The sequence below is a fragment of the Leptotrichia sp. SK-5 genome (genome assembly GCF_055387215.1).
Window position 1 is genome coordinate 965,807 of the sequence record NZ_AP028931.1, and the last position, 14,226, is coordinate 980,032.

A 14,226-nucleotide genomic window follows, 5' to 3' on the forward strand; every position below is an offset into this window, starting at 1 on the left:
TTTAGAATGGCAGTAAGTGGAATGAAAAAAAATTATTCCTATTTATTTGGAATATTGATGATTTTAATGTATTTTATAGGACTGTTGCTTATAAATCGTGGACTTGGATTTACAAATGTTATTGTGATTATTTGCTCTATGGTAATTTATTATGTGGCGAATGTTTATAATATGGCAGGAAGATATAGATTACGGGATATTGTGATTATTGTTGGAATTAACTTTATTCTTGTTATGATTACGACATTTTTGCGCATTTTCATTCTGAATGAAGCGATAATTCTGTTTGGTCTGCTTACAATGTTTCAGATTATTTACCGTTATATTATAATGATCGGATTAGCTGAAAAGCAAAGAATTGTTTTTGTTGGTGAAAATGGGTATACAGAAGATTTGCTGGAAAGCATAAAGAAAGATCGTCAGTATAAATTATCGGACTTTTTAAAAGAAGAAAAAAATATGGATATTTTAACAGAAAAATTATTGAATTTATGCGAAAATAAAAAAGTTGATATAATTGTGGATTTTACAAGCAATCTTTTATACGATACAAAGCTTGTGGATAAACTTTTGCAGTATAAACTTGGAGGAATACAGTATTATAACTATCTGGAATTTTATGAAATATACGAAAATAAATTGCCAGTTTCAAACTTGAGTCCAAAATGGTTTTTGGAAAATACAGGATTTGAAATTTACTACAACAGTTTTAATTTGAAAGCCAAACGTATTCTTGATATAATTTTTGCACTTTTAATCGGAGTTTGTGTAATTCCAATTATGATTGTTGCAGCAATAATAATAAAAATCGAATCGAAAGGACCAATATTCTTTATACAGGAAAGAATCGGCGAAGGAAACAAGCCATTTAAAATAGTAAAATTTCGTTCAATGACAACTGATGCCGAAAAAGATGGACCAAAATGGGCTACAAAAAATGATAACCGTGTCACAAAATTTGGTAAATTTATGCGTCTTACAAGAATTGACGAATTGCCGCAATTGTGGAATGTGCTGCGTGGAGAAATGAGTTTCGTTGGACCACGTCCAGAAAGAGAATTTTTTATAAAGCAGCTGGAAAAGGAAATTATGTACTACAATCTAAGACATACTGTAAAACCGGGGCTTACTGGCTGGGCACAAGTTATGTATCCGTATGGAGCAAGTATTGAAGACGCTTATAGAAAATTGCAGTATGATTTGTATTATATAAAAAACCACGATATTTTATTTGATGTGAAGATATTGTTAAAGACAGTTACGATTGTGATTTTTGGAAAAGGGAGATAATAATTTTGGATTTTTGAGAGAAGGTAATGAAATTTATTAATGGAGGACAGAAATGAAAAAATTTATTTTAATAACTTTATCAATTTTAGTGTTTTTATTTGTTTTATTATATGTGATACTATTTCGTGATTATAAGACTTCTGAAAAAACAAAAAAATTTATAGTGTCTCAGTATAGTGATAAAAATAAAACTATAAATACTTTTTGCAGTGATTATTATGAATTTTCCAAAGCATATAGCAAAGGGAAGGATGAATATTATGAATCAATGAACTTAAGAAAAACAGGAGAAAATATATGGACTGGTCAATATTCTAAATCAATTAATAATAAAGATGAGATTACAAAAGAAGTTATATATAAAAATGAAAAGTATTATGATTCCAAGACAGGAAAAGAAATAACAGACTTTAAACCTTATTTTCAGACTAGTGTGATAAAATATGAGGAATTAAAAACAACAGAAGAAGTGAGTACAGGAATTATATCAGATCATAGTCCAAATGAAGGATATTTTCGTGGAAAATATTTAAATAAAAAATCATTTAAGGAATTTTTTAAAGATTCAGACTGGAATTTAGAAGGGGATTTGAAAATGGATGTAAATTATCAAAGTATCGAACCTTTTTATTACCAAATGATAATTGAAACTGAAAATGAAAAATTACGTTTGAAGGAAAGTTGCAGATATATAAAATAAAATTTTAAAAGGAAACGATATGAAAAAAATAATAATTTCATTGCTATTATTGATTTTAGTGTCCTGTAAACCTAAAAATTCTCAAATTGTGATAGAAGCACTGGAAAAAATGTATCAAATAGGCAAAATATAGAGGAATTTTGCGAAGAAAATCAGTATAGTTTGTTGATTCGTTATTTTAAAAATAATAAGGGATATAATAAAAAAATAAGTTTATCAAAAATAGGTAATAGTATTTGGGAAGGTAAATATCAAGTTAATGAGGAAATTATAAAAATTCGATATGTAAATGGGATTTTTTCAGACAGACACCATAAAAAAGAATGAAATTAAAATTTTGAGTGAAGTTGATAAAAAAGATTCGATGTTTCCAGCATTGTTTGCAGAATATAAAGATAAAAATTCGATAAGCAGTTATATTAGTCAGTTTGGAATAAAAGAAAATTTTGAAAAAATAAAAATATATTCACAAAATAGAGGAGGAACTATGGGGGAGATTGAATTTATAGATTCTAAATTGAAAACAAAAATTGTAGAAACTTGTGGATATGTGTATTGAGGCATAAAACGGAGAATCTGTAGATGTATATGAAAAAAATACTAATAATATTAATAATTATATTATTACCGATATTTTCATTACTAATTTATTTTATATACAATGAAATGAAAATATCAAATGAAATTGCAAAAATAGAAGAAAATATAGAAAAATTATATAAAAAAAATAAATTGAATGATTTTTGTGAGAAGGATTACAGGCTGGAAATTCGTAAAAATAATTTTTTGATGAAATTGATTTTGGAGAAAAAAGAGGAAGTTTGGGAAGGAAAGTATAAATTAAATAATGAAATTTTTGATATTGTATATAGAAATAATAAATTTTATTATAAAAATACCGAAAGAGAAATATCAGAATTAAAAGATTTTAAATTTTATTTTCAATATGGTAAGATTGAGAAGGAAAAGTTAAAGGATATGCACTTTTTCAACGCTTTTTTGGCTCCAAAAGATTCGTTTTATTATAAAGATGGGATAACCGGGAAGTATATTGAACGTAAAAAGGTAAATTTTGATAATAAAGAAACAGAATATATTGCAGAAGATACTTCAACTATTTATATTCGTTATGATGTGAATGATGGAAAAAGCAGTGTTGTAATTGAAGAAACTGGAGAAAATATTAGGGAAGAATGTGGCTTAGGAGAGGAAAGTATGATAAAATTACATTAAATAAAAAAGAGTTGTTAAAAAAATTAGGAGAGAAAAGATGTACTTAAAAGCATTGGAGCTGACAGGGTTTAAATCGTTTGCGAATAGGACTGTTGTGGAGTTTGATAATGGGATTACTTCGATTGTTGGGCCTAACGGAAGTGGAAAGAGTAATATTCTGGATGCGATTTTGTGGGTTTTGGGAGAGCAGAGTTATAAGAACATACGGGCGAAAGAGAGTTCGGATATTATTTTTTCTGGCGGGAAGAACAAAAAGCCAAAGTCTATGGCGGAAGTCAGTCTTATTATTGATAACGGGGATAGATATCTGGATGTAGATTTTTCAGAGGTTAAAATTACTCGAAGGATTTTTAAGACTGGAGAAAACGAGTATCTAATAAATAACAAGAAATCCAGGCTTAAAGATATTCATAATCTTTTTATGGATACTGGGATTGGAAAGCAGGCTTACTCGATAATTGGGCAAGGGCGTGTAGAGAGAATTATTGGCTCTTCGCCAAAGGAATTAAAGGAAATTATTGAAGAGGCGGCTGGAGTCAAAAGGGCTAAGATTGAGAAGGAAGATTCTGAGAAAAAGCTGCAGGACTTAAAAAATGAAATTGAAAAAATTGATTATGTAGAAAAGGAATTAAAGCTGCGAGTTGACTATTTGAAGGATGAACAGGCTAAGGCCAGGCTGTTTAAGGAATATACAAAAAAGATTGATGTTCAAAGGTTTATGGTACTGGAATATAATGTCAATGAAAAAAGTTCGCTAAAATATGAGTATGAGGAAAAAAGTCAGGAAATACAGAAAGAATTAGAAAAAAGTGAAAAGAATTTTTCAGAAAAACAGGTGGAATTTCAAAGAACTAATGAAATTCGGGAAGAATTGTACAAAAATCTGGAAAGTCAAAAAAATGAAAATAGCGAAAACTTTAAAAATTTGGAAACTTTAAAAGATGAGTATTCAAAGCTAGTGAATCAAAATTCCAATTTGGAAACGGAAGCCAATGAAAAAGCTAAGAGAAAAGATATTTTGGAAAAGGATATTGCTGAAAAAGAAGAGATTTTAAATAAGTCTAGAAATGAGCTTGAGCTTATAACAAAGGATTTGATTGAAAAAGAAAAGGAAAAGGCTGAGTGGGAAGCAAAAGTTGGGGAATTGAAGCAGGAAAGTGATAAAATAATCCTTGAACTAAAGGAGCGGACACAAAAGAACTTTAATTTTGAAGTGGATAAAATAAAAGTTGCTGGGGAAAATGAGGATTTGGAAAAAAGAGTTTTGGCTGCGAAAACTGAAAATAAAAGGCATATCGCTGAGAAAAGTATTGCAGAAGCCGAGTTTAACAAAATAAATGAAGAAAAACAGACTTTTGAAATGCAAAAATCAGAAAATGAGAAGCAGAAACTTGAAAAAGAGCTGAAAATTCAGAAACTCAATGAAAAAACAGAGGAACTTAGAAAGGAATATTCTGGAATTAATAAACAGAAAAATGAGATTAGCTACAAACTTCAGAATTTTGAGGTTAAACAAAAGGCGATTTCGGATACTATTGAGAAAAATGAAACTTTTAATCGAAGCATAAAGCATATTTTGAATGAAAAAATTGATGGAGTAATTGGTGCTTTTGTTAATTTGATTGATGTTCCAGTGGGATTTGAGGAAGCGGTACAAACTTTATCTGGTGGAATGTTTCAGGATATTGTCGTAAAAGACAGTGAAATTGGGAAAAAATGTATTGAAATCCTGAAGGAAAGAAAGCTGGGAAGAGCTTCATTTTTGCCGATTGAAAATATTCGTGTTTCTAAAATGAATGATTTCTTGCCTACAATTGATGATATTTTTCAGCAAAGTGACTCTAAAAATAAAATGACAGAAGAAGAAATTCAAAATATAATTTCAAACACAAAAGGGAAAAATGGAATTATTGATTTTGCAAGGAATATTGTAAAAATTGATAAAAAATTTGTAAATAAAAATATAGAAAAAGTTATTCAGTTTGTGTATGGAAATTCAGTTGTTGTGGAAAATCTGGAAGTTGGGACGCAGCTTTTGAAAAAAGGATTTAATGACAGAATTGTTACGCTTGAAGGGGATATTATCACTTCTCGTGGTAGAATGACTGGAGGGCATTCGTTTAGGGGTAAAGATGAAATTCTTGAGCGAAAAAAGGAATTGAAACATCTGGAAAGTGAAATTGAGAAAAATCGAAATAATTTTGTTGAACTTGAGAATAAACTGTCTAAAATTGTTTTGGAAGCTGAAAAAGTTGAGTCAGAAAGGACAGAAACAGAAAAATTATTTGAGAATTTTAAAAATGAATATCAGGTGTTTAATGAAAACTACGATGATTTTAATATTAAATTTAGTCGAAAACAGCGGGAAATTAATACTTTGAACTATGAAATTTCTGAAAATGAGAAATTTATTTTGGAAAAAGAAACTAAAATAAAGGAAAATTTGGAATTAATTCAAAAAATCGAAAAAAATATTGAAGAAAATAATCTTAAAATTGAAAATTTGAATCAAGATTTGAAAAATTTTGAAAATATTGATGAATTTATTCAGAAACTGAATGCTGCCGACAGAGATTATGAAATTTTGAAAGTTAGAACAGATAATAATAAAAATCGTTTTGCAGAAATTGAGTCTGATTATAAGAAGCTTTTGAATGAGAAAGCAGAACTGGCTGAATTTGAAAAGAAAAGGGAAATGTTAGGAAAGGAATTATCTGTAAAAATTTCTCATAAAAAAGATGAAATTTCTGAAAAAGAGAAATTAAATGAGAATATTTTAGGCGAAATTCAAAAAATTGAAAAAAATATTCATGAAATTGAAGAAAAAGAGCGAAAATTTATTAGTGAAATCAAAGATATTGAAGTAAATATGTTAAAACATAAAAATGACTATGAAAAAATCATTGAAAAAATAACACGAAACGAAAGTGAGCTGGAGTTTCAGCTGGCTGAATTTAAGGAACTGGAAAATGAAGAAATTCTCGAAAATGAGGAATATTTTGAAATTGCTGATGAGAATGAGTTGATGGCGACAAAGAAAAAACTGGCAGTAAATGAGAGAAGCAGAACTGACATCGGAGCAGTGAATCTTGCCTCAATTGAAGAATTTGAGCATGAAAATGAGCGGTATCAGAATATTGTCGCACAGAAAAAAGATTTGCTCGAAAGCCGAGAGGCATTGCTTGGGTTTATTCAGGAAATTGAAGAGGAAGTTACAAGTAAATTTTTTATGGCTTATGAACAAATAAATAAAAATTTTCAGTATATGTGTGAAACTATTTTAAATGGAGCAAAAGGACTGATTAAAATGACAGATCCTGAAAACTTGCTTACAACTGGCTTGGAACTTAGTGTAAAATATAAAAATAAGCCGGAACAGACTTTACTTTTACTTTCAGGTGGCGAAAAATCAATGCTTGCAGTATCCTTTATAATGGCAATCTTTATGTTTAAGCCGAGTCCATTTACTTTCTTTGATGAAATTGAGGCGGCTTTGGATGAAAAAAATACAAAAAAAATTGTAGAACTGCTGCATCAGTTTATTGACAAGTCGCAGTTTATATTAATTACTCATAATAAGGAAACAATGAAGGGTTCTCATAGACTTTACGGGGTTACGATGAATAAGGAAATTGGGGAAACTAAAATTGTTTCGGTGGACGTGTAATTTAATAAACTTTTTTACTGGAAATTTTTTGATATTTTTGATAGAATATAGGTAAAATTTATAATATATAAAAATTACTTTAAAGCTGAATTTCAAATTAAAAAATATTTAATTTTTTTTATATTAAAGAAATTTAGTTATATAAAGTACGATTAAAACTTGAAAGGAGATATGTGTAAAAAGATTTTCACATAATTGAGAAAATGTTAAAAAAATTATTAGGTTTAGTAGCAATATTTTTGTTATCAGTTATAGGTTTTGCTGATGTAGATATTTCACAGATAGCGAGTGATTATCCATATAAAGATAGTGCAATAGCGGCAACAGTTCTTGGAACACCTGCTGATCAGCAGTACAAATTTAAAAACCCAAAGGGTCCAAAAGTTAGAAAATTTACGACAACCAAAAAGATTCCTGAAATATTAAGACAATGGAAGGATTATGAGTATGGTGTATGGACTCAAAAAGGGAAAAAAGCACCACTTATGATTATAATTTCAGGAACAGGTTCACTTTATAACAGTGGAATGTCACTTTATTTAGCAAATGTTTTTTATGACAAGGGATACAATGTAATTGCATTTAGCTCACCAACAACAATGCCTTATATTGTAAGTCAAAGTAAAAATACATATGCAGGGTATATAAAAGATGAAACGACACAAATGTATTCTTTGATAAGTCAGGCTATTTCAAAAGAAAAAGGCGATGGAATGAAAATTGATAAAACTTATATCGGCGGTTACAGTTTAGGTGGTTTTCAGTCACTTTTACTTCATGAACTTGATGAAAAAAATAATAGAAGAATTGGAATTAACAAATCATTATTATTAAATTCACCAATTAGTATTTTAACTGCAACACAGAATTTAGACAATTTTTTGGTGAAAAATGGAATTTACGATGCTAGAAGTTTGGAAAAATATATGGATACAATATTTAGCAGACTTATGTATGATGACACAATAAAAATAAAAGATATAGAATTTTCAAACTTAACTACTTCATTAGGAAAATTAGGACTTGGAGAAAAAGATTTTGAAGTATTGACAGGGCTATTATTTCGATTTTATTCAGCTAATATGACTTTTGCTGGAGAAGTATTCAGCGGTAGAAATGCAACTGGTAGACTTTCAGATAAAAAATCTTACAAACGTTTTGATTCTATTTCAAAAGAATTTAGAGAAGGTTTGTCTGTTGCATTTGATGAATACGCAAAAGAAATTTTGTATCCATATTTGAAGAAAAATATAAATCCTAATCTTGATTTTAATGAATTTGTAGAGGAATTTGATTTAAAACATAGTCAAGATTTTATAAATAGAAATAATAAAAATATTATATTTATAACATCTACAAATGATGTACTGTATTCGAGTCAGGATTTAGATTATATAGAAAATACATTTTCAAATAAAGTTCTGATACCGTTTGGTGGACATACAGGTGTTTTATGGCATAAAGATGTGGCAAATTTAATGGTAGATAAATTGGAGGAAAATTAGAAATGGCACAAAAAAATAAATTATTAATGTTTGGAACAATGTTGATTGTTGCAACAATTGGACATTCCAAAATGTTGGAAATTAAGAATGAAAATACAATAATGTTTATGGAAGAAAATGAAAAGGAAGTAAATGATGACCTTTTTGTAGAATTCGTTGATGGAAAAATAGCAGAAACGCCTGATAAAAATATTGATTTGGTTTCACAAACGAATATAAAAACGAAAAAAAATAAAGTTGATAAAAATAAATACATCGCTTTTGAGCAAGATGGTTATGGAATATTGGCGGCAAATTTGGAAGAACTGGATGAAGATTACATTGCATCAAGTCAAGTCTTCCAATTAACAGGTATAAATGACTCATTAGAGCCATTTAATCGAAGAATGTATGCTTTTAATACACAGCTTGACAGAAAAGTACTTTATCCAGCTTCACGTGTTTATGCAGCAGTTGTTCCAAAACCAATAAGAAAGGGAATTTCAAATTTCTATAACAATTTTAGTGAAATACCAACATTTGTAAATTCACTGTTACAGCTAAAACCTGGAAAAGCAGTAAATGCACTTGGAAGATTTGTTGTAAATTCAACAGTAGGAGTACTAGGGGTAGCGGATATTGCTAAAAATATGGGAATGAAAAGAGATCCTGAAACAATGGGAGACACATTAGGACATTATGGGGTTGGAACAGGTTCTTATCTAGTATTGCCAATCTTTGGGCCAAGTAATATAAGAGATGCAATTGGAACAGGAATAGACACGGTAACAGAAGGTGCAGTAAGAGGTGTAGCTGAAGAAAAACTGTTTTTTGATACGAGAGTTTTTGATAAAACAGTCTATGGATTTACAAGACCAGTTGTAACAGGACTGAATGCACGTTCTATACTTAGTATGCGATATGGGGATTTGAATTCTCCGTTTGAATATGATTTAGTGAGAGCTCTTTATCATAATTACAGAAAAATACAAGTTGTGAAATAAAAAGTTTAAAATATTCTGCTAAAAAAATTATTTTGGTGAAAATATAGGAGGAAATTAATATGAGTTACATAAAAGATGTGGATTTAGAAGTGTACAATGCAATTGTGGAAGAAGAAAGAAGACAGGAGGAAGGAATTGAGCTAATCGCTTCTGAAAATTTTGTTTCAAAGGCTGTGATGGAAGCTGCAGGTTCTGTATTTACAAATAAGTATGCAGAAGGATATCCTGAGAAAAGATATTACGGTGGATGTGCAAATGCTGATGTTGTGGAAAGCCTTGCAATTGAAAGATTGAAAGAAATGTTTGGAGCAAAATATGCTAATGTGCAGCCACATTCTGGATCTCAAGCTAATATGGGAGTGTATGTTGCACTGCTTGAAGCTGGAGATAAAATTCTAGGAATGAGCCTTAGTGCTGGTGGACATTTAACTCATGGTTATAAAATCAATTTTTCAGGAAAAAATTACATTGGACTGGAATATGGTCTAAATCCTGAAACAGAACTGATTGATTATGAAACAGTCAGAGAAATTGCATTAAGAGAAAAACCTAAAATGATAGTTGCAGGAGCAAGTGCTTATTCAAGAATAATTGATTTTAAAAAATTTAGAGAAATTGCTGATGAAATTGGTGCGTATTTGATGGTAGATATGGCTCATATCGCTGGACTCGTAGCTGTTGGACTTCATCCAAATCCAATAGAATATGCAGATGTAGTAACTTCAACAACTCATAAAACTTTAAGAGGACCTCGTGGTGGAATAATTTTGACAAATAACGAAGAAATTGCAAAAAAAATTGATAAAACAATATTCCCTGGAATACAAGGTGGACCGCTAGTTCATATAATTGCGGCAAAAGCTGTTGCATTTAAAGAGGCACTTAGCCCAGAATATAAAAAATATCAGGAGCAAGTGGCAAAAAATGCTAAAATTTTGTCAGAAGAATTGGTAAAAGGCGGGCTTAGAATTGTAAGTGGTGGTACTGACAACCATTTAATGCTGGTTGATTTACGCCCAATGGGAGTTACAGGAAAAATAGCCGAAGCAAAATTGGAAGAGGCTGGAATAACTTGTAATAAAAATGCTATTCCAAACGATCCTGAAAAGCCATTTGAAACAAGCGGAATAAGACTAGGAACACCTGCAATCACAGCTCGTGGATTTAAGGAAGAAGAAACAAGACAGGTGGCACAATTTATATTAACAGTATTAGGAAATATAAATAACAATGAAAAAATTGCCCAAGTAAAAGAGCAAGTTTTAAAATTAACTGAAAAATTTCCACTTTATAAAGGTAAATAATTTAAAGATAAAAAATTAGGAGAAAATGTGAGAAATAATAATAGAAAAAACGATGAAATGCGTGAAGTAAAAGTAACTAAAAATTATATTGTTCATCCAGAAGGTTCTGTTTTAATCGAATTTGGAAATACAAAGGTTATTTGTAATGCAACAATTGAAGAAAAAATTCCAAGATGGCTAAAAGGGACAGGATCAGGATGGATAACTGCCGAATATAGCATGCTTCCAAGAGCAACACATACACGTATCCAAAGAGAATCAATAAAAGGAAAACTATCTGGAAGAACAATGGAAATTCAGCGTTTAATTGGAAGAGCACTAAGAGCTGCAATAGACTTGGAAAAATTAGGAGAAAGAACAATAATGATAGACTGCGATGTAATTCAGGCAGATGGTGGTACAAGAACAGCTTCAATTACAGGAGCTTATCTTGCTTTGGAACTAGCGGTTGAAAGGCTTATAGATGAAGGAAAACTAAAAGAAATTCCAATAAAATCAAAAGTTGCAGCAATAAGTGTTGGGAAAGTTCGAAATGAACTTTTACTTGATTTAGAATATGAAGAAGACTCAAGAGCTGATGTAGATATGAACATTGTAATGAACGACAAAGGCGAATTTATTGAACTACAAGGTACAGGAGAAGAAGCAACTTTTACTCATGCGGAATTATTGAAGTTTATTGAATTATCAAAAAATGCCTTTCATAAGTTATTTAGTTTATAAATAAAAATTAATTTTGAGCTATTTAAATAAAGTAAGTGTTAAGAAAAATTTTGTTAAGAAGTTTTAGAAATCTGAATAAAAAATATAAAATTTAGAAAGGATGGTGAAAGAATAGATGAAAAAAACTGGTATGGAAAAATTGTTTGATGAATATATGAAAAAAATACAGGCTGGGGATACGAAGGCTATAAATGAAATTGGTCTTATTTTTCAAAATAATTATGATAATGAAAATGCGAAAAAGTGGTTTTTGAAGGCTATTGAAGCTGGAGATTATGAATGTGCGAATAACTTAGGGTATCTTTACGCTAGCCAACATGATTTTGAGAATGCTGAAAAGTATTATTTGATTGCAATTGAAAATGAAGATTATGATGCATTAAATAATTTAGCAATTTTATATGAACAAAATGGTAAAAATGAAGAAGCTGAGAAATATTACCTAAAAGCAATTGAAAAAAATTGTGAAGGAGCTAAGGAAAATTTACTTATATTTTATAATACAACAAATCAAACTGAAAAATTGAAAGATATTTATTTACAAATGGCTTGGAAAGATGATGTTAATGCAATGAACCGTTTAGGGATGATTTTTGGAAATGAAGGAAATTTTAAGGAATCTGAGAAATGGTTTTTGAAGGCTGCGGCACTTGGGGATGAGCATGCGAAAAGCAATTTAAAAGTGCTAAGAAGTAGTTTGAAAAAGTCTAATTAAAAATAAATGCATATAAAAAGTATTTAGTAAAATAAAAAAATAAAATTTTGATTGGTTGTCAAATTAAGATTTGACTAATTTCATTATATATGGTAACATAAAAATAAGATAATTAAATATAAAATAAATAAATTGGAGGAATTAGAATGGGATTATTTGATTTATTCAAAAAAGGTAAAAAAGAAGATGATGTTAAACAGGAATTTGACGGAAAAGTAAAAGCACCTATTTCAGGAAACCTATTACCTTTATCAGAAGTACCTGATGAAGTTTTCGCACAAAAAATGGTAGGAGATGGAATTGCTATCGAACCAACTGCGTCAGGTGTAATGTTAGCACCAGCTTCTGGAAGAGTAGAAAAAATCTTTGATACTAATCATGCTTTCAGTATTGTAACACCTTCTGGAATCGAAATTTTTGTTCACTTCGGAATGGATACAGTTCAATTGGAAGGAAAAGGATTTGAAAGAATCGCTGAAGAAGGAGCAGTAGTAAAAGCAGGAGATCCATTAATTAAATATGATTATGATTTCTTAAAAGCAAATGCAAAATCAATTATCACACCAGTAATTATTTCAAACTATGAAGATTATGCTTCATTAAACCCAGTTGAATCTGGAACTGCAACAGCTGGAGAAACAGTTGTACTAAATGTTCAAAAATAATTTAATAAAATAAATTCTATTCAAAAAATCTCTATTTAAGCAAGAGTATTTCTACTTTTTTAGAGATTTTTTATTTTACAGTTTTTATTCCTTTTTTCCAATCGATAGCTTTTACTAAAATAAAGAATATTATTCCTGCCAATGTATTTGAAAATAAATTTCCCCAGAATATTGAATAAAGGCCAAGATATTTTTGTGTTAATAAAATAAAAATATATCTTAACAGCCAGATTCTTAAAATTGACATAACTAACGGAACTTTTGTTCTTCCAAGTGCTATAAAAACTCCTTGTGCTATCATAAAGATACTAAATCCGATTACTGAGTATGTGTAAATATGAAGAGCCTTATCTGCAATTTCTATTACTTTTTGAACCTTTGTAAAAGTTAATACGAGTGGTAATGAAATAGGCAGGATTAAGGCAATAGTCAAAATTGAAATAGTAACGCCAGTTATCCAGCCCACCTTAAACACATCCTTAGATTTTTTTACATTTCCAATTCCCATATTTATACTAATCATTGAGGAAACGGTGGTTCCTATTGAAGAAGGTAAAATAAAGCAGATTGCATTGATATTGGAAGCAATTCCCTGAGCATTTAAGGCAACAGCTCCAAATTTTTCCATTTCCTTGTTTATAAGAAAAAATCCAAGATACAAGAAGGCGTAATTTAACATTGAAGGAAATCCGATTTTTAATAATCGTTTTATAATTGGCAATTTTATTGTGTAACTTCGTAAATTAAGTTTTATATCTCCACTTTTTAAAAATAAATCGTAAAACATCCAGATTGTAACAACTATGTAAGAAAAGAGTGATGCCATTACTGCACCGACAATTCCCATTTTTAAAACATATAAAAAAATTGAATTAAAAATAATTTTTAAAATTAATAAAAGAAAAATTCTAACAAATGTAACCTCAGGACGTCCAATCGCATTTTTTGAAGAATTGTAAATGGCAGCCAAAAATACAAAAGGCATTACCAGTGAATAAAGGGAAATATAGATATAGACATTGTTACGAATTTCAGAGGTTGTGTTATTTGAAATTAAAAGAGCTGTAAACATACATACAGGAATTAGTAAAAGCCCAATAAAAAAACTGAATACAAAAATTTGTAGCATCGTTTCCTTTACCGCTAACATTCTTCCTTTACCGTAAAGTCTACCTAGCATAACAAGTGTAGCCACGCCAAGCCCCTGCGAAAATGCAATCATAATATTTAGTACAGGCTGACTAAATGTAACTGAACTGGCAATTTCTACACTTGTGAGTCTGTTTAGAAATAAACTGTCTGAGAGTGGGATAAGTGCTTGAATAATTCCGACCAGCAATGTTGGAATAGACAAAAAAAGTAAAGTATTAATAACTTTTCCATTTAAAATCAATTGGCGGCGTTCTTCATTTGATTGAGCTTTAAATAACATTTTAATTTT

12 protein-coding genes are annotated in these 14,226 nt (G+C 29.7%); 11 read left to right on the forward strand and 1 reads right to left on the reverse strand.

Annotation, left to right across the window (positions count from 1 at the left end; translation table 11 throughout):
- Positions 1–6: 6 nt before the first annotated feature.
- The 11 genes from ACZ5B9_RS04770 to ACZ5B9_RS04820 all read left to right on the forward strand — a co-directional run bounded on the left by ACZ5B9_RS04770 (position 7) and on the right by ACZ5B9_RS04820 (position 12,785).
- Entirely contained in the window at positions 7–1,290 is a 1,284-nt protein-coding gene (locus tag ACZ5B9_RS04770; protein ID WP_464423570.1) for an exopolysaccharide biosynthesis polyprenyl glycosylphosphotransferase, read from the forward strand.
- A gap of 52 nt (positions 1,291–1,342) precedes the next feature.
- The gene (locus tag ACZ5B9_RS04775) at positions 1,343–1,990 is read left to right on the forward strand and encodes a hypothetical protein (protein WP_464423572.1); all 648 of its coding nucleotides are present in this window, start codon (positions 1,343–1,345) and stop codon (positions 1,988–1,990) included.
- A gap of 289 nt (positions 1,991–2,279) precedes the next feature.
- Positions 2,280–2,549 carry a hypothetical protein gene (locus tag ACZ5B9_RS04780; RefSeq protein WP_464423573.1) on the forward strand — a complete coding sequence of 90 codons (270 nt, stop codon included), beginning with the start codon at positions 2,280–2,282 and terminating at the stop codon, positions 2,547–2,549.
- A gap of 29 nt (positions 2,550–2,578) precedes the next feature.
- Positions 2,579–3,223 (forward strand): hypothetical protein, encoded by a 645-nt coding sequence (locus ACZ5B9_RS04785; protein WP_464423575.1) that lies wholly within the window; start codon positions 2,579–2,581, stop codon positions 3,221–3,223.
- Between the two features lie 37 nt (positions 3,224–3,260).
- Positions 3,261–6,890, forward strand: a complete 3,630-nt coding sequence (locus ACZ5B9_RS04790) for an AAA family ATPase (RefSeq protein ID WP_464423576.1) — start codon at positions 3,261–3,263, stop codon at positions 6,888–6,890.
- A gap of 203 nt (positions 6,891–7,093) precedes the next feature.
- Complete coding sequence (locus ACZ5B9_RS04795; RefSeq protein ID WP_464423577.1) at positions 7,094–8,395, forward strand: alpha/beta hydrolase; 1,302 nt, start codon at positions 7,094–7,096, stop codon at positions 8,393–8,395.
- Between the two features lie 2 nt (positions 8,396–8,397).
- Positions 8,398–9,378 carry an MlaA family lipoprotein gene (locus tag ACZ5B9_RS04800; RefSeq protein WP_464423578.1) on the forward strand — a complete coding sequence of 327 codons (981 nt, stop codon included), beginning with the start codon at positions 8,398–8,400 and terminating at the stop codon, positions 9,376–9,378.
- Between the two features lie 59 nt (positions 9,379–9,437).
- Entirely contained in the window at positions 9,438–10,682 is a 1,245-nt protein-coding gene (gene glyA, locus ACZ5B9_RS04805; protein WP_464423579.1) for a serine hydroxymethyltransferase, read from the forward strand.
- A gap of 27 nt (positions 10,683–10,709) precedes the next feature.
- Positions 10,710–11,405 (forward strand): ribonuclease PH, encoded by a 696-nt coding sequence (rph, locus tag ACZ5B9_RS04810; protein ID WP_464423580.1) that lies wholly within the window; start codon positions 10,710–10,712, stop codon positions 11,403–11,405.
- A gap of 115 nt (positions 11,406–11,520) precedes the next feature.
- Entirely contained in the window at positions 11,521–12,120 is a 600-nt protein-coding gene (locus ACZ5B9_RS04815; protein WP_464423581.1) for a tetratricopeptide repeat protein, read from the forward strand.
- Positions 12,121–12,266: 146 nt separating this feature from the next.
- Positions 12,267–12,785, forward strand: coding sequence for a PTS sugar transporter subunit IIA (locus ACZ5B9_RS04820; RefSeq protein ID WP_315288530.1), 519 nt, complete (start codon positions 12,267–12,269; stop codon positions 12,783–12,785).
- A gap of 70 nt (positions 12,786–12,855) precedes the next feature.
- On the opposite strand, the gene ACZ5B9_RS04825 is transcribed toward ACZ5B9_RS04820, so the two are convergent.
- Positions 12,856–14,217: an MATE family efflux transporter gene (locus ACZ5B9_RS04825; protein WP_464423582.1), complete on the reverse strand. Its 1,362-nt coding sequence runs from the start codon at positions 14,215–14,217 to the stop codon at positions 12,856–12,858.
- Between the last annotated feature and the right edge of the window lie 9 nt (positions 14,218–14,226).